This is a genomic window from Halomonas alkalisoli, from assembly GCF_021412585.1.
Lineage (GTDB): Bacteria > Pseudomonadota > Gammaproteobacteria > Pseudomonadales > Halomonadaceae > Halomonas > Halomonas alkalisoli.
In genome coordinates this window covers 287,056-304,291 of sequence record NZ_JAKCMI010000023.1, presented here as the reverse complement: position 1 = coordinate 304,291, position 17,236 = coordinate 287,056, and the positions used below count along the sequence as shown (strand labels likewise).

Annotated in this window: 15 protein-coding genes; 4 read left to right on the top strand and 11 right to left on the bottom strand. The window is 65.7% G+C overall.

Features of this window, described 5'->3' with window-relative positions:
• Positions 1 to 25: 25 nt before the first annotated feature.
• Genes LY622_RS09975 through LY622_RS09965 form a run of 3 tightly spaced genes read right to left on the bottom strand, consistent with a single transcriptional unit; the run spans position 26 to position 3,156 of the window.
• A complete protein-coding gene (locus tag LY622_RS09975) occupies positions 26 to 826 on the bottom strand; it encodes a class II glutamine amidotransferase (protein ID WP_223137572.1) in 801 nt (266 codons plus the stop codon).
• Positions 819 to 2,687: a VWA domain-containing protein gene (locus LY622_RS09970; protein ID WP_439649581.1), complete on the bottom strand. Its 1,869-nt coding sequence runs from the start codon at positions 2,685 to 2,687 to the stop codon at positions 819 to 821. Before LY622_RS09970 ends, LY622_RS09975 begins: the two co-directional genes overlap by 8 nt.
• A gap of 19 nt (positions 2,688 to 2,706) precedes the next feature.
• Complete coding sequence (locus LY622_RS09965; RefSeq protein WP_234290742.1) at positions 2,707 to 3,156, bottom strand: hypothetical protein; 450 nt, start codon at positions 3,154 to 3,156, stop codon at positions 2,707 to 2,709.
• Between the two features lie 86 nt (positions 3,157 to 3,242).
• On the opposite strand from LY622_RS09965, the gene LY622_RS09960 reads away from it, so the two are divergent.
• Positions 3,243 to 5,345 carry a S9 family peptidase gene (locus tag LY622_RS09960; RefSeq protein ID WP_234290741.1) on the top strand — a complete coding sequence of 701 codons (2,103 nt, stop codon included), beginning with the start codon at positions 3,243 to 3,245 and terminating at the stop codon, positions 5,343 to 5,345.
• A 73-nt stretch (positions 5,346 to 5,418) separates the two neighbouring features.
• Here LY622_RS09960 and LY622_RS09955 read toward each other — a convergent pair whose 3' ends face one another.
• The 6 genes from LY622_RS09955 to dnaX form a co-directional block, all read right to left on the bottom strand.
• Positions 5,419 to 5,868, bottom strand: a complete 450-nt coding sequence (locus LY622_RS09955; RefSeq protein WP_234290740.1) for a YcgN family cysteine cluster protein — start codon at positions 5,866 to 5,868, stop codon at positions 5,419 to 5,421.
• A gap of 252 nt (positions 5,869 to 6,120) precedes the next feature.
• Positions 6,121 to 6,432 carry a YcgL domain-containing protein gene (locus LY622_RS09950; protein WP_234281502.1) on the bottom strand — a complete coding sequence of 104 codons (312 nt, stop codon included), beginning with the start codon at positions 6,430 to 6,432 and terminating at the stop codon, positions 6,121 to 6,123.
• Positions 6,429 to 7,559 (bottom strand): ribonuclease D, encoded by a 1,131-nt coding sequence (gene rnd, locus LY622_RS09945; protein WP_234290739.1) that lies wholly within the window; start codon positions 7,557 to 7,559, stop codon positions 6,429 to 6,431. The genes LY622_RS09950 and rnd overlap by 4 nt, the downstream gene beginning before the upstream one ends.
• 29 nt (positions 7,560 to 7,588) lie before the next feature.
• Positions 7,589 to 8,197 carry a recombination mediator RecR gene (gene recR, locus LY622_RS09940; RefSeq protein WP_234290738.1) on the bottom strand — a complete coding sequence of 203 codons (609 nt, stop codon included), beginning with the start codon at positions 8,195 to 8,197 and terminating at the stop codon, positions 7,589 to 7,591.
• 3 nt (positions 8,198 to 8,200) lie between these two features.
• Entirely contained in the window at positions 8,201 to 8,527 is a 327-nt protein-coding gene (locus tag LY622_RS09935; RefSeq protein WP_234281505.1) for a YbaB/EbfC family nucleoid-associated protein, read from the bottom strand.
• 37 nt (positions 8,528 to 8,564) lie between these two features.
• Positions 8,565 to 10,664: a DNA polymerase III subunit gamma/tau gene (gene dnaX, locus LY622_RS09930; RefSeq protein ID WP_234290737.1), complete on the bottom strand. Its 2,100-nt coding sequence runs from the start codon at positions 10,662 to 10,664 to the stop codon at positions 8,565 to 8,567.
• A gap of 248 nt (positions 10,665 to 10,912) precedes the next feature.
• On the opposite strand from dnaX, the gene LY622_RS09925 reads away from it, so the two are divergent.
• Positions 10,913 to 12,199 (top strand): NAD(P)/FAD-dependent oxidoreductase, encoded by a 1,287-nt coding sequence (locus LY622_RS09925; RefSeq protein ID WP_234290736.1) that lies wholly within the window; start codon positions 10,913 to 10,915, stop codon positions 12,197 to 12,199.
• Positions 12,200 to 12,457: 258 nt separating this feature from the next.
• Positions 12,458 to 13,669, top strand: a complete 1,212-nt coding sequence (locus LY622_RS09920; protein ID WP_234290735.1) for an iron-containing alcohol dehydrogenase — start codon at positions 12,458 to 12,460, stop codon at positions 13,667 to 13,669.
• Between the two features lie 18 nt (positions 13,670 to 13,687).
• Here LY622_RS09920 and LY622_RS09915 read toward each other — a convergent pair whose 3' ends face one another.
• Together LY622_RS09915 and LY622_RS09910 are read right to left on the bottom strand one after the other, a co-directional pair.
• The gene (locus LY622_RS09915; protein ID WP_234290734.1) at positions 13,688 to 14,719 is read right to left on the bottom strand and encodes a histone deacetylase family protein; all 1,032 of its coding nucleotides are present in this window, start codon (positions 14,717 to 14,719) and stop codon (positions 13,688 to 13,690) included.
• Positions 14,720 to 14,828: 109 nt separating this feature from the next.
• On the bottom strand, positions 14,829 to 15,749 hold the full coding sequence (locus tag LY622_RS09910) for a LysR family transcriptional regulator (protein ID WP_234290733.1): 921 nt from the start codon (positions 15,747 to 15,749) through the stop codon (positions 14,829 to 14,831).
• A gap of 110 nt (positions 15,750 to 15,859) precedes the next feature.
• Here LY622_RS09910 and LY622_RS09905 point away from each other — a divergent pair, with 110 nt between their 5' ends.
• On the top strand, positions 15,860 to 17,212 hold the full coding sequence (locus tag LY622_RS09905; protein ID WP_234290732.1) for an aminotransferase family protein: 1,353 nt from the start codon (positions 15,860 to 15,862) through the stop codon (positions 17,210 to 17,212).
• The last annotated feature ends 24 nt before the right edge of the window (positions 17,213 to 17,236 follow it).

Here is a 17,236-nt window from a genome sequence, read left to right as displayed (position 1 = left end):
TCCATGCAACGACCCGACCTTGCCGTCAGTCGATGCCCCCATCGCAGCCGAAGCGGGCCTCGATCCTGCCGTGCCGCCAGACAAGAAGCTCGCCCGGTTGCATTCGCACCCACTCCTCGTTGCAGGTCAGCGGCTCGGTGGCCACCACCGATACGACGTCCGCTGTGGTGGTGTGCTCGGCAAAGTTCACCGTCAGTTCGGCATCGGAAAGCTCGGCCTTGCCGAAGGGTGCCCGTCGAGTGATATGAGCAAGCTTGGTGGAGCAATAGGTATAAAGGTACTCGCCGTCCGCCAACAGCAAGTTGAAGACGCCCAGGCTGCGCAGCCGCTCGCAGAGTTCATGCAGCCATTGCCAGAGCTCCTGTGCCTCGCCCTGCCGAGGGGCATCGGGGAAGCGGTGGCGCAGCTCGGCCAGCAGCCAGCAGAAGGCATGCTCGCTGTCGGTATCGCCCACCGGGCGATAGAAACTCAGCGGCAGCGCCTGCCAACCCTCGAGCTGGCCATTATGGGCATAGCACCAGGTGCGCCCCCACATTTCCCGGGTGAAGGGGTGAGTATTGGCCAGGCGCACTTCTCCCACGTTTGCCTGGCGAATATGGCTGATGGCGATATGCGACTTGATCGGGTAATCGGTGATCAGCCGGGCGATCGGCGAGCGAACCGAGGGGTGCGGGTCGCGAAAGTCGCGATAGCCTCCCGCTTCGTAGAACGCGATACCCCAGCCGTCCCGATGCGGTCCGGTGCCGCCGCCACGGTGCAGAAAGCCGGTAAAGCTGAAACAGATATCCGTGGGCACGTTGGCACTCATACCCAACAACTCACACATGCGGCTCCTCCCGTCGCGTCGTCGTGAAGCGCTGCCGCCCGCGCCGCTGCTGGCGCCGCCAGGTCAGACCCAGCAACAACAGCACCACAGCGACCAGCAATACCAGCCCCCAGATTCGCGGGTCCTGCCTGCCGGCCTCGATCTGTCGGTCCAGAATGGGCCGCCAGTCGTCCCATTGGCTCTGGGCCAGCCGCGGGAGGCGCTCCACAAGAGAGAGGAATCGGTCCATGCCGCCGGACTGCGAGGCGGGGGAACTCGATTCAGGCACCAGGTCCAACTCCTCATGGAAGCGCTCGATGCCCAGCGCAGCAGGGCCCGCGGCCTGGTCGATCGCGGTTTCGCCCTGGGGGAAAAGCACCAGCCTGGGCAGACGCAGCTCACGTGTCTCACCGTCGAGCGTCACCTCTGCACGCAACAACAGTGGCTGGCTGAGCCCTGGGTCCAGCTCCGGCAGCCCGATCAGCCAACGCCGTGCCGCCTGTGGCTCGGCGTCCAGCCGGGCCCCCTGCAACTGCCCGTGCAGTCGCGTGTTGTCGTGATCCAGCAACGGATGCTCGGCCGTGAGCACGACCCGGTCATTCTCCGCCTCATGCCGCGCCGCGATAGCCGGCAGGACATTTACTGCCTGAATCCGCTGGCGCCTGAAGCCCTGACCCTCGGCTTGAATCACCAACTGGGCCGTTCCGGTCAACGCCGGTGCCGGCAAGGTCCCGGTGAAGCGCTCGGCCACCTGCTCGAGCACCACCGCCGACTGGGTCGAGCCCTTGTCGTCATGCAATATCGCGGTCACCTCCAGATGCGCCGGCAAGGCATCCTGACCCAGCACGTCCCCGTCATGAGTCAGCCAGGCTTCGAGTGGCACGTCGAAGCCCAGGTAGAGCGTGCCGGGGACGCCGCTGGTCTGCAGGCTCAATGGTGAGACGATGGTGATCCGGCTATCCTTGTCCACCCCCCCTTCCAGGCGCCACTGTCCCGGCATGGGGTCAGGGACCTGGATCAGGTCGTAGCGGGACTCGCTTCGCCAGGTGGCGCCATCAGGGGGAACATCCACCGTGAATCGTCTGCCATCCGGTGCGATCAGAACTGCAGGTGCCCGCTCGCGGCCGTCGGCCTCATCCGGCGCTTCGCGAAACAGCAAGGCGGTGAAGCCATCGAGGCCGGGCTCGACGAGAAATTGATCGTCGGTCAAAGGCAGGCGATCGCTGGGGAAGATACGATCGAAGATATTGAGGAAAGCGCCCAGCAGGGCATCGGGGCTCTCCACCGGTGCCGACAGGCCGCCGGTCTGCTGGGACAGGCGCTCCACCAGGTCCAGGTCGGCCTCGTCGGAGAAGGCAATGGCATGAATCGCGACGTCCCCGGCGGCCAGGCGAGGACCGAGGGATTCCAGCAATGTCCGGCGGGAGACATCGTCGACGCCCGGCTTGGCACCGAGCCTCGGGGACAGGTCGATCACACCATCGGTCAGCAGCACCAGATGGCGATGGCCGTCGGTTTCGGGAGCCGCCGCGTCACGAATGGCGGACTCGATGTCGGTGAACTGCTGATACTCCCCCAGCCGGGGCGCCAGCGACATCGCCTGTTCTCGCCAGGCGGAAGTCACCGGCCCCTGGGGCAGCGGATTCTCCACACGCTCACCGAAGGTCCAGACGCCGGCCCTCGCCCCGCTGGGCAGCAAGGCCACCAGCAACTCCAGCGCCTCCGCCGCCAGCTGCTCCGGATCGTTATGGCGCATGCTGCCGGAAACGTCGATGATCACCCTGACGTCCGGCCGCTGCTCCAGAGGGGCCGCAGGAAGGCTACCCGACAGCAACGCTGGAACCAGCAGCACTGCCAGCCAAAGCCAACTCTTATGCAACACCCTCCCCATCGGGGGCTCCCTAGCCGATCATCGGCTCACGGCGCTCGCGCGGCTCACGGGATTGTCCACCGTCGCGGCCATCACGCCCATTGTTATCGTCATCGTCGATTTGTGCATACTCATCGGCCGGTCGCAACATCCACCATTGCAGTAACCCAAGGGCGATGCCCAGCCCGGCGCCGGCCGCCACCAGTAGCGCGGATGACAGCATGGCCGCGCTATTGCGTTCGAGAAAGGCAACGGTAGCCACCACCACGGCCGGCGCCATCCCGGTATAGAATTCGCCCTCCTCCACCAGCGGCAAGCGGAAGCGAGTGGGCACCCAGAGTATGCCCGCCACCGCCCAGGTGATAGGTAGCCGCAACAAGCGCGGCAGGAAGGCCAGCCCCAGATAGCCGGTGACGAGTATCACCAGCGACAAACCCAGATAGGTCAGCCATAGTAGGGACATCGAATCGGTCGTCAGCATCGATACCTCATTTTCAGCGCCACGGCCCGCCAAGAGGCGGACCGCACAGGATGGAATTCGTTATAGAGTATGGTACACGCGACCCAATGAAAGCACAGCTACCCCGTAACACCAGCGATGCGTCGTCAGCCGATGGCCCCCCCCCTTCCCCCGTCAGCCGTTTTCGTCGAACCGACGATCCTGAATGGCACTGGCTGGAGAATCGTGACGACCCGGACGTCAGCGCCTTCCTCGAGGCGGCCAACCAGGAATCCCGCGCCTGGATGATGCCCCTCGACGGCCTGGTGGAACGCCTCTACCACGGCCACCTTGCGCGCCGGGAGCTGGCGGTCCATGGCCTGCGAACGGCACTGGACCATCACACCTATTGGAGCGAGACGGCGGTCGATGCCGACTATCCGGTCTGGTGGCGTCATCCCAATGGCCGCGAGCAGGAAGCCACCCCCTTTCTCGACTTGCACGCCCGGGCCGAACGGCAGCGATTCCTCGAACTCGGTGACATGGCATTGTCACCGGACGAGCACTGGCTGGCCTGGACCGAGGATGTCAGCGGCGATGAGCGCTACACACTCTATATCAAGCACCTGCCTTGCGGCGAGCCGGTTGCACTACTTGACGATATCGCCTCGGAGCTGAGCTGGGCCGAAGATAACAGCACGTTGCTGTTCACCCGGTTCGATGCGACCCAGCGCCCGGACAGCATCTGGCGACTGCCCCTCCGCCTGGATGCCGGCGCCGCTCCCCGGGCGGATGAGCCGATATGCATGCTGCAGGAAGCGGACCCCGAGTTCTGGGTCGGCCTGGGCAAGACACGCTCACGGGAGTGGCTGGTGCTGGACAGCGCCTCCAAGGACACCAGCGAATGCCATCTGGTCCCCGCCAGGGATCCCACCGCCGCGCCTCGCTGCTTCCGGCCACGGGAAAAAGGCGTGGAGTACGGCGTTGAGCATCGCCCCGGCCACTTCTACGTCCTGCATAACCGCGACGCCCCGCACTTCCGCCTGGACAGGGTGGACGAAGCCCAGCCCGATGGTGCCTGGCAGCCACTGGTAGCACACCGCGATGAGGCCACGCTGGAGGGGCTCGATGCCTTCGCCTGGGGCCTGGTAGTGACCGAGCGCGACCACCAGGAAGCGCAGGTCCATGTGCGCGTCATCGAACTCGATCCACACCATGCCGTGACCCTGGATATGCGGCTGCCTCTGCCCGAGTCCCCTTGCAGCCTGATGCTGGGCGATGTACCCCACTTCGCCAGCCGCCGCCTGCGCTTGCGTGAGGAGTCCTTCGTCATGCCGGTTCGCTGGCTGGAGCACGACCTGGATAGCGGCGAACGCCGGGTAGTGAAGACCCAGGCGATCCATGGCGACCTGCAGCCCGACGACCTTTCCTGCCAGCGGATCTGGGCCACGGCCCACGATGGCGAACGGATTCCCGTTTCGGTGGTGATGCGTGCCGACCTGGCCGGGCGGCCGCTGCCCACCCTGCTCTATGGCTACGGGGCCTACGGCGAGGTGCTCGACCCCTGGTTCTCGGTGGCCCGCCTCGAGCTGCTCAGCCGCGGCATGGCCTTTGCCGTAGCCCATGTTCGCGGCGGCGGCGACCGCGGCGAGCCCTGGTATCTCGCCGGCAAGATGGAGCACAAGGAGAACAGCTTCCGTGACTTCCTGGCGGCGCGCAACGCCCTGGTCGATCAGGGCTTCAGCGATGGGGATCGCATCGCGGCATACGGCGCCAGCGCAGGCGGCCTGCTGGTCGGCGCCAGCCTCAACCTGGCCCCCGAAGCGTTCTGCGCCGCCGTTCTCGACGTTCCCTTCGTCGATGTCCTGCGCACCATGGAGAACCCCGACCTGCCTCTCACCACCGCCGAGTACACGGAGTGGGGCAACCCCGAGATCCCGGACATGCATCGACATATCCGCAGCTACTCCCCCCTCGACAACCTCTCGGCCCAGCCCTACCCCGCCCTCTTCCTCCAGGGCAGCTGGCACGACTCCCGGGTACCCTACTGGGAGCCTGCCAAGCTCTATGCGCGAGTCACCGAGCTCGGCTCGGCCCGTGGGCCCGTGCTGCTTCGCACCGACATGGATGCCGGCCATGGCGGCGCCTCGGGCAGGTTCAAGGCCTGGCACGACAATGCGCGCCAGGATGCCTTCACCCTCTGGGCCCTGGGGCTGGCAGAGAAGGAATAGTAGAAGACGATGCAAGGAGTCGGGCCCGGCTGACCACCGGGCCCGCTGTCTGTCAGGCGGACTCGACGCGCATTCAGCCGTCAATCGGCAGGATGGCGATAATATAATCTTCCAGTTGCTCTTCCGGCACATCCCGATGAGAGACGGCAAAGCTGCGCACGCTGACACCCTTGCGGTGGACGCGCTCCGGATCCCCGGAGATGAGCGGATGCCAGGCGGCGAGCTTGCGCCCCTCCGCCACACGGCGATAGGCACAGGACCTGGGCAACCAGCGAAATTCGTCGATGCGCTCGGGTGTCAACCGCGCACAGTCCGGCACCCGGGCTTGGCGATTGGCATAGTCGCTGCAGCGGCAGCTATGGATATCGAGCAGCTCACAGGCCACGCCCAGGACGGCCAGGTCACCGGTGTCGTCGTCCTGGAACTTGAGCAGGCAGCACTGGCCGCAGCCGTCGCACAGGGCCTCCCACTCTTCAGCGGTGAGCTCCTCGAGCGGGTACTGCTCCCAGAATCGTTCACGCATATCAATACCAACAAATTGGCGAACGGGATGAAGCGGCTAGGTTCGTTCCCGACGAACCAACGCACTTCCCACATCCCTGTGGGTCGCAAGGCGCCCGAAACGCAGAACCGAGCGAAGCGACAAACATCCGCAGGATGGCTCCGAAGAAGCGAGAAGCCGAAGGCTTCGAGTCATCCGGAGCATATGGGGTATATGTGAGGATTCCGAGGATTCGGGCAACATAGCGATTCGCCCGTGCAGCCATTTGTTCCATCAATAGCGCGCCTCGGTGGGAGTCCGATACAGATCCATCAGATACTCCTCCTTGGCGGGGGGCATCTGAAAGTAATACCCCTTCTCACGAATGGCTGCGATCACATCACTCGCCTTGGCGCGCGCCATCGGCTTGTCCGCTGTCAGGATGAGCGTCATGGTCGAAACCGGCTTGCCGAAGCGTTCGAGCAATGCCTCGGGCACCTCCTTCAAGCCCTGGCGCTTGTCCACGTAGAGGTACATCTCCTCCTTGCGCGAACTCTTGAAGATCTCGCACAGCAGCTTGTCGCCTTTCATGCGGTCATCGCTCATGACTCATTCACCTCGGTAAGCGCGTTATCGAGAGCCTCGGCAAGGCACTCGCCTCGCCACCCCCCCGGCATGGGCAGCTCCTCGTCCTTCAGGTCGGCGGTCACCATGGCCTCGAGCTCGCGGCGGCGCAGCAACACCTCCGGCGCCAGGCCCAGCCGTTCAGCCTCCTCGTTGACCACCCGCTTGAGCGCCTTGAGACGCTTCTTGAAGGCTGGCTCCATGGGGGAAGGCAGCGCGGGGGGCAAGGCTTCGGCTTCGGCGCCCCGGGCCTGCTTCACCAGGCCCAGAAGCGTGTCACCGTCGCGCTTGATCAGCCCCGGCTTGATGTCGTCGACTTCGGCAAGCTGGAAACGATTCTCCGGCATGCGTTCGGCAATGCCGTAGAGGATCCGATCATTGACCAGCCACCCCCGTGGCAGGTTGCGTCGCCGTGCCTCCCCTTCCCGCCATATCGTCAGCAGCCGGTAGGCTTCCATCTGGCGAGGGGAGAGCCGCCACAATTGGCGATGACGCAGATACCACTGCCCGTCCGCCCCCTCACTGCGCAGCGCCTGGGCCACCAGCTCGCTGCAATCCGCCTCCAGCCAGCCCATGCGATCCAGGCGCTCGAGGGCATCGCGCTGGTGCTCCCAGACCTTGAGCAGAAAGACCACGTCCAGGGCCGCATAGAGGCGCTGGGATTCACTCAGCGGACGTACCAGCCAGTCGGAACGCGTCTCGTCCTTGGGCAGCACCTCACCGGTCCAGTGCTCGACCAGGCGCTGGTAGCCCATGGCCGCATCCTCCCCCAGCAGGGATTGTGCGATCTGGGTATCGACCAGTGGCGCCACCGCCCCGCCTGCCCAATGAGCCAGCACTTCCAGATCCTCGCTGCTGGCGTGCAACAGCTTGAGCGGCCCTTCGCTCAGCAGGCGGCGGAAGGCGTCGGTGCAGTCCACGGCAAGGGGGTCGATCAACCAGGCCGGACCGCCGGCGGAGAACTGGATGAGCGCCGGCACCGGATGGAAGGTCTTCTCGCGGAAGAACTCGGTATCCAGGGCGATGACCGAGGCATTCGCAACCTGGGCACAGGCGGCGTCGAGGGCGTCGGGCGTATCGATCCAGTGAATCTCGGGGGTCAGGGACATGCAGTCATCCGGCAGTTTAGGAAAGTGAATCAGTCGCCGCGAAACGGCAGACGACCATTGAAGGCACGGCTGAGCGTGCCACCGTCGACGTATTCCAGCTCGCCACCCATGGGCATGCCATAGGCGAGCCGTGACAGCGACACCCCATGCCGCCCGCCCAGTTGAGCGGCAATATAGTGGGCCGTCGCCTCACCTTCCACGGTGGGGTTGGTTGCCAGGATAACCTCAGTCACCCCGCCTTCGGCCACGCGCGCCTCGAGCTGGTCCAGCCCAATATCTTCCGGGCCGATGCCATCCAGCGGTGACAGATGCCCGTGGAGCACGAAGTAACGCCCCTTGTAGCCGCCAGCCTCTTCGATGGCCAACTGATCGGCCGGCGACTCCACCACGCAGAGCAGGGCATCCTCGCGCCGTCCGCTGGAACAGATGCTGCAGATCTCTTCTTCCGTGAGCGTGCGGCAGCGCCGGCAGTAGCCGACCTCTTCCAGGGCCTGCTCCAGCACCGCTGCCAGGCGACGACCGCCGTCACGGTCACGCTCGAGCAAATGCATGGCCATGCGCTGCGCGGTCTTGGGGCCGACGCCGGGCAGGACGCGCAGCGACTCCATCAGTCTCTCGACAAGGGGAGAAAAGCTCATCGCTTAGAAGGGCATCTTGAAGCCCGGCGGCAAATTAAGCCCCGCCGTCGCCTCCTCCATCTTCGCACGGGAGCTGACTTCCACCTTGCGCACGGCATCGTTCACCGCAGCCGCCAGCAGGTCCTCGAGCAGCTCCTTGTCCTCCTCCATGACGCTCTGGTCGATATCGACCTTGCTCACGTCATGGCGGCCATTCATGGTCACCTTGACCATGCCGGCACCGGCTTCGCCGGTCACCTCGGCCTTGGCGACCTCTTCCTGGACCCGCTGCATCTTTTCCTGCATCTCCTGGGCCTGCTTCATCAGGTTGCCCATTCCACCTTTCATCATGGTCGTTCCTCTCTTTGGCTAAACCGACTGGTCGGGCTCAGGCCCGCTGCGATGCATCTACCGGCTTGACACTGGCGGTGATGAGGCGTGCGCCGAACGTCTCCTGCAACTGGCGCACGTGCGGATCCCGCTCGAGCGCCTCCACCGCCACGGCATGCCGCTCGGCGGCAATGCGATCGGCACGCTGTCGAGGCGTCTCGACCGCCTCCGGCAAGGGCCCCGCCTCGATGATCAACTGTCGCGTCACACCGATACCAGCCAGGGCTTCCCGCACACGCCGAACATGAATCTCGGCATTCATGGCGTCCTGGGAGGGGTCCAGCCGAAGTACCAAACGGCTGCCATCGTCGGATTCGACCACACAATGTGCCGCCAGGTTGCGTGTCAGGCCGCCCAGGCCCAGGGAATCGAAACGCTCCAGCCAGACCGCATGGGTGAAACATGCCGAATCGTCGCCGGTTGCATGCCCCGCCTTCGGCATTTCGGCCGGGGCGGAAGAAGGCGGATCCAGGTCCACGACGCCAGCCGGCTCGGGGACGCCAGCCGGCTCTGGAATCACAGCGGGCCCGGAAACGGCCGACGCTGGGCCGGCAACGACAGACGCCTCGCCAGTCGAAAGCGGAGCCGGAGCGGCGGCGATGGCCACCTCGCCCTCCTTCTCACTTTCCTTTTCCCTTTCCTTCTCACTTTCCTTCTCATTCTCCGCCGCCTCCCGGCCCTGGTTCAGGCCGTCAGCCACGGCGGGAGGTGCCGTGGAGGCCTCCGGTAACGCTTCCTCCCAGGGCGGCGGCGCTTCGAACCGATCCTGCGCCATCGGCGGCTCCGGAGTCGGCGCGAGATTCGCATGGTCGCCGGCATCCGGCAGGCCGACCCCGCCTCTTGCAGCATCGGGGGAGGCTGCGCCCTCCCTCCCTGCCGCGGCGGGCGTCTCGTCAGGCGGGGGGCCGCCCGAAGGCCCGGCGCCGGCAGCCGATGGAGTGACGGGGCCGGGCTCCCCCCGCAGCGGCAGCGGCGTTTTCGCCGGCTGAGGCACGCCCTGGGGACGGAAGGCCAGCATGCGCAGCAGGGTCATCTCCAGGGCGGTGCGCAGGTCGGGGGCATGCGCCATGTCGCCGCGGCCCTGGATACCGATCTGGTAGTAGAGCTGGATGTCCTCGGGGGTGAAGCGTGCGGCCAGTGCCAGCAGCAGATCCCGGTCGCCATGGCCGTTGTCCAGCGCCCCGGGCACCATCTGGGCCACCGCCAGGCGGTGCAGGACACCGGTGACATCGTCGAGCACCGCCGCGAAGTCCGGCCCCTGTTCCGCCAGTTGGGACACCTCATTCAACACACGGGCCGCATCGACCTCGGCCAGCGCCTCGACCAGCGCCACCACATGACGGTGGTCCAGGGTACCCAGCATGGCGGCCACATCGGCGTGGCAAATCTGCCCCTGGCCAAAGGCAATGGCCTGGTCGGTCAGGCTCATGGCATCGCGCATGGAGCCATCGGCCGCCTTGCCCAGCAGCCACAGCGCGCTCTCCTCGAAGCCGACCTGTTCCGACTCGAGCACCTTGCCCAGGTGTTCGACGATACGCTCGGGCGGCATGTTCTTGAGCGTGAACTGAAGGCAGCGCGACAGCACCGTCGGCGGCAATTTCTGCGGGTCGGTGGTGGCGAGCAGGAACTTGACGTGGGGAGGCGGCTCTTCAAGGGTCTTGAGCAGGGCATTGAAGCTGCTGGTGGAGAGCATGTGCACCTCATCGATGAGATACACCTTGTAGCGCCCCTGGGTCGGTGCGTACTGCACGTTGTCGAGCAGTTCGCGGGTGTCCTCCACCTTGGTACGCGAGGCGGCATCGACCTCGATCAGGTCGACGAAGCGCCCCTCGTCGATGGCCCGGCAGCTGTCACACTCGCCACAGGGGGTCGATGTCACGCCCTCCTCGCCATGGCCCTTTGCCGTACAATTGAGGCACTTGGCAAGTATTCTTGCCAGTGTTGTCTTGCCGACTCCCCGGGTGCCGGTGAAGAGGTAGGCGTGGTGCAGGCGACCCTGATCGAGTGCATTGACCAGCGCTCGCTGGACATGCTCCTGCCCAACCAGTTCATGGAAAGTGCGAGGCCGCCACTTGCGGGCCAGAACCTGATAGCTCATGCAGCGCGGAATCCTTGCAGCTGGGCTGGCTGGCAGCCGGTCTGAAAGTGCCTGCACGTCGCGAGACCCCTCCCCGGACGTGCCGACCACGAAACCAAACCGCCATTCTACCGGCTGTGGCCTGGGGCGCAAAGGTCGCCCCTCTCGATGGCTAGCCTCGCTGCGGCAAGCCGCGGGCTCGAGGCATGTCTATTCGCGATTGTATGCTAGCATTTGTTGAATATTTTCGACGCCGCACCGGAGCCAACATGTCCCAGCCACGCTGCGCATCCTACTATACCGATACCATCCACCGGGAGTCGGACTACCCACCGCTGCAAGGAGAGGTCTCAGTCGATGTTGCCATCGTCGGCGGCGGCTTCACCGGCGTGGCCACCGCGGTGGAGCTGGCCGAGCGGGGCTACCGGGTGGCCATCGTCGAGGCCAACAGGATCGGGTGGGGCGCCAGCGGTCGCAACGGCGGCCAGCTGACCGGCAGCCTCTCCGGCGAAGCGGCCATGCGCAAGCAGATGCGACGCACCCTGGGCGAGGCGGCCGAGGACTTCGTCTGGAACCTGAGATGGCGCGGCCAGCGCATCATACGTGAAAGGGTGGAGCGTTATGGCATCGCCTGCGACCTGAAGCAGGGGCATCTTCAGGCCGCCTGGAAGCCCTCCCACATGGCGGCGCTGCAGGCCGACTTCGAGGCCTGCCAGGCCCGCGGCATGGGCGAGCACGTCGAGCTGCTGGATGCACGGCAGGTGCGTGACGTGGTGCGCACCGAGTGCTACCACGGCGGGCTGCTCAATCGCTACAACCTGCACCTGCACCCGCTCAACCTGTGCCTGGGCGAGGCGCGCGTGGCCGAGAAGCTGGGTGCGAAGCTCTTCGAAAACTCCCCCGTGACACGCATCGACCACGGCCCCTCTCCTGCGGTGGTCACCGAACATGGAACCGTGCTTGCCGACCGGGTGCTGCTGGCGGGCAACGCCTATCACCGCCTGGAGCGACGCAGGCTGGGCGGCCGGCTGTTCCCGGCATCGCTTGGCATCGTCACCACCGCCCCGTTGGGTGGGCTGGCCGAGGCCATCAACCCCCAGGACCTGGCCGTCTACGACTGCCGCTTCGTGCTCGACTATTATCGCCTCACCGCCGACGGCCGGCTGCTGTTCGGTGGCGGGGCCAACTATTCAGGCAAGGACTCACCCGACATCGCCGCCGAGCTGCGCCCGCGCCTGGAGGCCACCTTCCCCCAGCTCAAGGGCACGCCGATCGACTACGCCTGGCAGGGCATGGCCGGCATCGTGGTCAATCGCATCCCCATGCTGGGTCGGCTTTCCGACAACGTCTATTACGCCCAGGGCTACTCGGGGCATGGCGTGGCCACCTCGCACATCGTCGGCGAGATCATGGCCAAGGCGGTGGCGGGGCATATGGAAGAATTCGATACCTTCGCGGCCTGTCGCCACCTCAAGGTGCCGTTCGGGGATGCGCTGGGCAATCCGTTGCTGGCCGCGGGGATGTGGTATTACCAGTTGCTGGAGCGCTGGCGCTAGGGAAACACTGTACAAATGCCTGCGCGAGCGAATCACTGCGTTGCGCGGTGCTCGGAATCCTCACATATACCCCATATGCTCCGGTTGACTCGAAGCCTTCGGCTTCTCGCTCCTTCGGAGCCATCCTGCGGATGTTTGTCGCTTCGCTCGGTTCTGTGCTCCGTGCGCCTTGTGCTTCATCTCGCTCGTCGATTTGTTCAGCGTTTCGCCACTGCTTATAGTGGGCTTCGCCCCAATAACGAGAATCGTGAGCCTGCCATGTCCGCATCCTTTCCCGGGCGCATCGACGCCTTCCGTATCGCCCGCCTGCCGGATATCCAGTTCGGTGCAGGTAGCATCACGCGCCTGCCGCGGCTAATCGCCGAACATGGCAATCGCGTGCTGGTGGTAACCGGCAAGCGCTCCTTTGTCACTTCGCACCACTGGGGCGAGCTGGTCGCCGCCCTCGAGACGCAGGGCGCCGTCTGGCATCACGTCACCATCGAGGGTGAGCCCTCGCCGCAGCGAGTGGATGCCATCGTCAGCGAGCACCAAGAGAACGACATCGACGTGGTGGTCGCAATCGGCGGCGGCAGCGTGCTGGATGCCGCCAAGGCCGTCGCCGGCCTGCTACGCACCGGCGATTCGGTAATGGATCATCTCGAGGGCGTGGGCCGTGGTCTCCCCTACCGTGGCCCGGCGGTGCCGCTGATCGCCGTGCCGACCACCGCCGGCACCGGCAGCGAAGCCACCAAGAACGCCGTGCTCAGCGTGCAGGGTGCAGATGGCTTCAAGAAGTCGTTTCGCGATGAGCGTCTGGTCGCCGCCGTGGCGCTGGTCGACCCCGAACTGCTGGCAGGCTGCCCCAAGGCGCAGATTGCCGCCAACGGCATGGATGCCTTTACCCAGCTGCTGGAATCCTACGTCTCGCTCAATGCCAGCCCCGCCACCGACGCCCTGGCCTGGTCCGGCATGCAGGCGTTCTGTCGCGGCTTCTGGTCTGCCTGGGAAGAGGACCACCCGGAGGCAAGCCGCGGCTACGGCCAGCTCGCCTACGCCTCGCTGATGTCCGGGGTGACCCTGGCCCAGGCGGGCCTGGGCTCGGTGCATGGACTGGCCTCCCCCCTGGGCGCCTTCTTCCCGATCCCTCATGGCACGGTGTGCGGCACCCTGGTCGCCGAGGCCACCGCGGCCAACGTCGCGGCACTGCGCCAGCGCGAGCCGAGCAACCCGGCGCTGGCCAGGTACGCCGAGGTCGGCCGCCTGCTCACAGGCAAGCACGTACTGAGCGATGGCGAAGCCTGCGATGCCCTGGCCACGACATTGCGCGACTGGACCCATCGACTGGCGATGCCGAGACTGGGCGCCTACGGCATGACGAACGCGGATATCGAACGGGTGGTCGCCGGTGCCCGGGGCGGCAGCATGAAGACCAACCCGCTGGTGCTGACGGACGCCGAGCTGGGTGCCCTGCTGGAAACGCGCCTCTAGCCTCAAGCAGCCCCGGATTCAACCGGCGTCGAACCCGCTGAGTACATTGACCACGTTGATGCCGATCTCCTCCACCGCGTAGCCCCCTTCGAGCAGGAAGACGGTGGGCAGCCCAAGCGCGGCCAGGCGCCGGCCGATATCCGGGTAGTCCTCGCTTTTCAGCGTGAAGCTGCTGATCGGGTCGTGCTCGAAGGTATCCACCCCCAGCGACACGACGAGCAGCTCGGCGCCGGACTGACCAATGCGCGCCAGGCCCTCATCGAGGGCGGCCGACCAGCGGGCATAGCCGGTACCGGGCGGCATGGGGTAGTTGACATTGAAGCCCTCGCCCCGGCCGCTGCCGGTCTCATCGGCGTGCCCCAGGTAGTAGGGAAAGCAGTGGAGTGGGTCGCCATGCAGCGAGACGACGATCACGTCGTCACGGGAATAGAAGATTTCCTGGGTACCGTTGCCGTGGTGGAAGTCGATGTCCAGTACCGCAACCCGCGAGTGACCGTGTTTCAGGGCCTGATCGGCGGCAATGGCCGCGTTGTTGAAGAAGCAGTAGCCGCCGAACTGATCCGACGACGCATGATGCCCCGGCGGGCGGCACAGGCCGAAGCTCGGCTCGCCGGTCTTGAGGGTATGGCCCAGCGCCGACAGGGCAATGTCCTTGCTGATATCGGCGGCTTCGAAGGTATTGGCACAGATCGAGGTCTCACCGGTCTGGGCGTAGTAGCCGAGCCGCCCCTCGATATGCTCGGGGACCCGTGTACCGGGCATCGAGCGGGATGGCCAGATGTTGGGGATCGCCTCGCCGGCCATGCCGATGGCCTTCCACTCCTCCCAGCAGCTGGCCAGGAACTCGACGTAGTCGCGATCATGCACGGCCAGTACCGGCTCGAGACCGTAACGCGTCGGTGACTGAACCGCACCAAGCCCGGTCGCCCGCACCCGCTCGAGCACAAGGTCGACGCGCTCGGGGCACTCGAAGGGCGCGACCAGCAGCCCTTCGTTGAGTTCGGTCATGGCGCGACGCAGCTTGGTCGCCTCGCTGTGGAACGTGATCATGACGACGCCTCCTCGGGATGGTCCGCTTGACCTTGCCACGCCCCTGGCCGGTGTACCAGCCCAGGCCCATCAACGCCTGCGACGCAACGGCACGCGAGGACCAGGAAAGCTAGGTCATGGACTCACCGTAGCTCTCGAGCAGCACCCTGCCCCGCTGGCGCAGGAAGTCGAGCACCCTGGCCTGCTTCCAGTCGTCGCGATAGACCAGCCCGAAGCTGAACGCCATGGCTGGCGAGAAGGGCCGCATGACCACGCCGTCCCGGGGGGCGAGCTGGTCCTGGGCGGTAATCGGATTCATCACGGTGATACCGACATGGCTGGCCACCAGCGCCGTGATGGTGCCGATATTGGCCTCCGTCTTGCCGGCGATCTGCACCCGGTGCTGACTGGTCAGCTCCAGCAGCGGATTGGTGCTGATGCTCGGCTGGTTGCTGATCACCAGGTGCTGGTCGCGGAGATCCTGCACCTCGACACGCTCCCTCGCCGCCAGGGGATGTCGCTCCGGCACCAGGCAAACCGCCTCGGTGGTGAACCAGGGATCGACCCGCAGCACCCGCGAGGTGATGGGCAGGGTGACGAAGCCGATGTCGGCATGGCTCGACTCCACGGCAAGTTGCACCTCATGGCTCGACATCATGTCCAGGCTGACGCTGAACTGGCGGTTCTCCTCCAGCAGCGCGGCCACCAGCCGTGGCACGAAACCAAACGACAGCCCGGGTATGGCGGCGATGCGCAGCCGCGAGGTACCGAACTCCTTGAGCGCCAGCACGCTGTGGCGCAGTTCCTCGATATTGCCCATCAGGCGCAGGATCTCGTCGTAGACCTCCCGCGCCTCCGGCGTGGCCACCAGGCGGTTCTTCTCCCGCAGGAACAGCTGGATGCCCAGGTTCTCCTCGAGCTGCGCCAGCGAGCGGCTCACTCCCGACTGGGTGATACCAAGCGTGCGTGCCGCCTGGGAGGCGGTACCCGCCTCGAACAGCGTCTTGAAGATCGCCAGCGCCTTGAGCGAGTGGATATTGACATCTGCCATGATTAAAACTCATCGAATTCTACAAAAAGATCATATATTGAAATACTTGTCGATCGCTACTTAGACTGCAGACAACCGTTCACCAACAAATAACGACAACGGACGCTGCAATGGACCCATCTCCGCTTTTCTACCAGGCCGGCCCCGCCCTGCCCGAAATCAGCCACGCCCGGGGCGCCTACCTGTGGGACGAGGCCGGCCGGGAATATCTCGACGGCTGCTCCGGCGCCATATCCTGCAACCTCGGCCACGGTCGTGACGACATCCGCAATGCCATGCTCGCCCAGCTCGACCGCGTAGCCTTCACCTATCGCACCCAGTTCGAAAATGCTCCCGCGGTGGCCTTGGCCAAGGCCCTGGTCGGCCTTACCCACGGACAGCTGGAGAAGGTCTTCTTCGTCTCCAGCGGCTCGGAGGCGGTGGAATCGGCGCTCAAGCTGGCCCGCCAGTACTTCGTTGCCAGGGGCGAGCCGCAGCGGCGCCGCTTCGTTTCGCTGCGCCCTTCCTATCACGGCAGCACCCTGGGCGCACTGGGCATCACCGGCTATCAGCCAATGGAAGCGCCCTTCACCGACATCACCATCGGCTCACTCAAGGTGGCCGGCCCCGACTTCTATCGCCATACCGACGCTGACGACACCCTGCACGTGGAACGCGTACTGGCCGAGACCCGCGCCGCCATGGAGGCCGCCGGCCCCGAAACCATCGCTGCCTTCGTGCTCGAGCCGGTGGGCGGCGCCAGCACCGGCGCCCGCCTGCTCGACCGCACCTACCTCGAGGGTATCCGCGCGCTGTGCGATGAGTACGGCTGCCTGCTGATTCTCGATGAGGTACTCACCGGCATCGGCCGCACCGGCACCTGGTTCGCCTACCAGCACTACGGTGCCACACCCGACCTGCTGGCCACCGCCAAGGGGCTCGGCGCCGGCTACTACCCGGTGGGGGCGGTACTCGCCCGCGCCGACATCGTCGAAGCCGTCATGGCCTCTGGCGGCTTCCAGCACGGTCATACCTACGCCGGTAATCCATTGGCCTGCGCCACCGCGCTGGCGGTGGTGGAGGCCATACAGCGCGAAGGCGTACTCAGCAACGTGGCCGCACGCGGCTGCGAACTGGAGGCTGGACTCAAGGCGCTCAAGACTCGCTTCCCCTGGATCGGTGACGTACGTGGCCTGGGGCTGCTGTGGGGCGTGGAACTGGTGGCCGACCCGGCGACCAAGGCCCCCTTCCCTGCCGAGCAGAACCGCTTCGCCCAAATCACGGCGCTGGCCAAGGAGGAGGGCCTCCTGATCTACCCGCGACGGACCCTGGACGGCCTGGCCGGCGACCATTTCCTGGTCACCCCGCCGCTGACCATCGATGCCGCCGACACCGCCGAGCTGCTCGACCGCCTCGAGCGCGCCATGGTGCGCTTCGACCGCGAGGTGTGCGCCTCGGCACCAGCGAGCGCGCTGACTCCCTGACCGCCCGACGGAAAAGGCACTTTC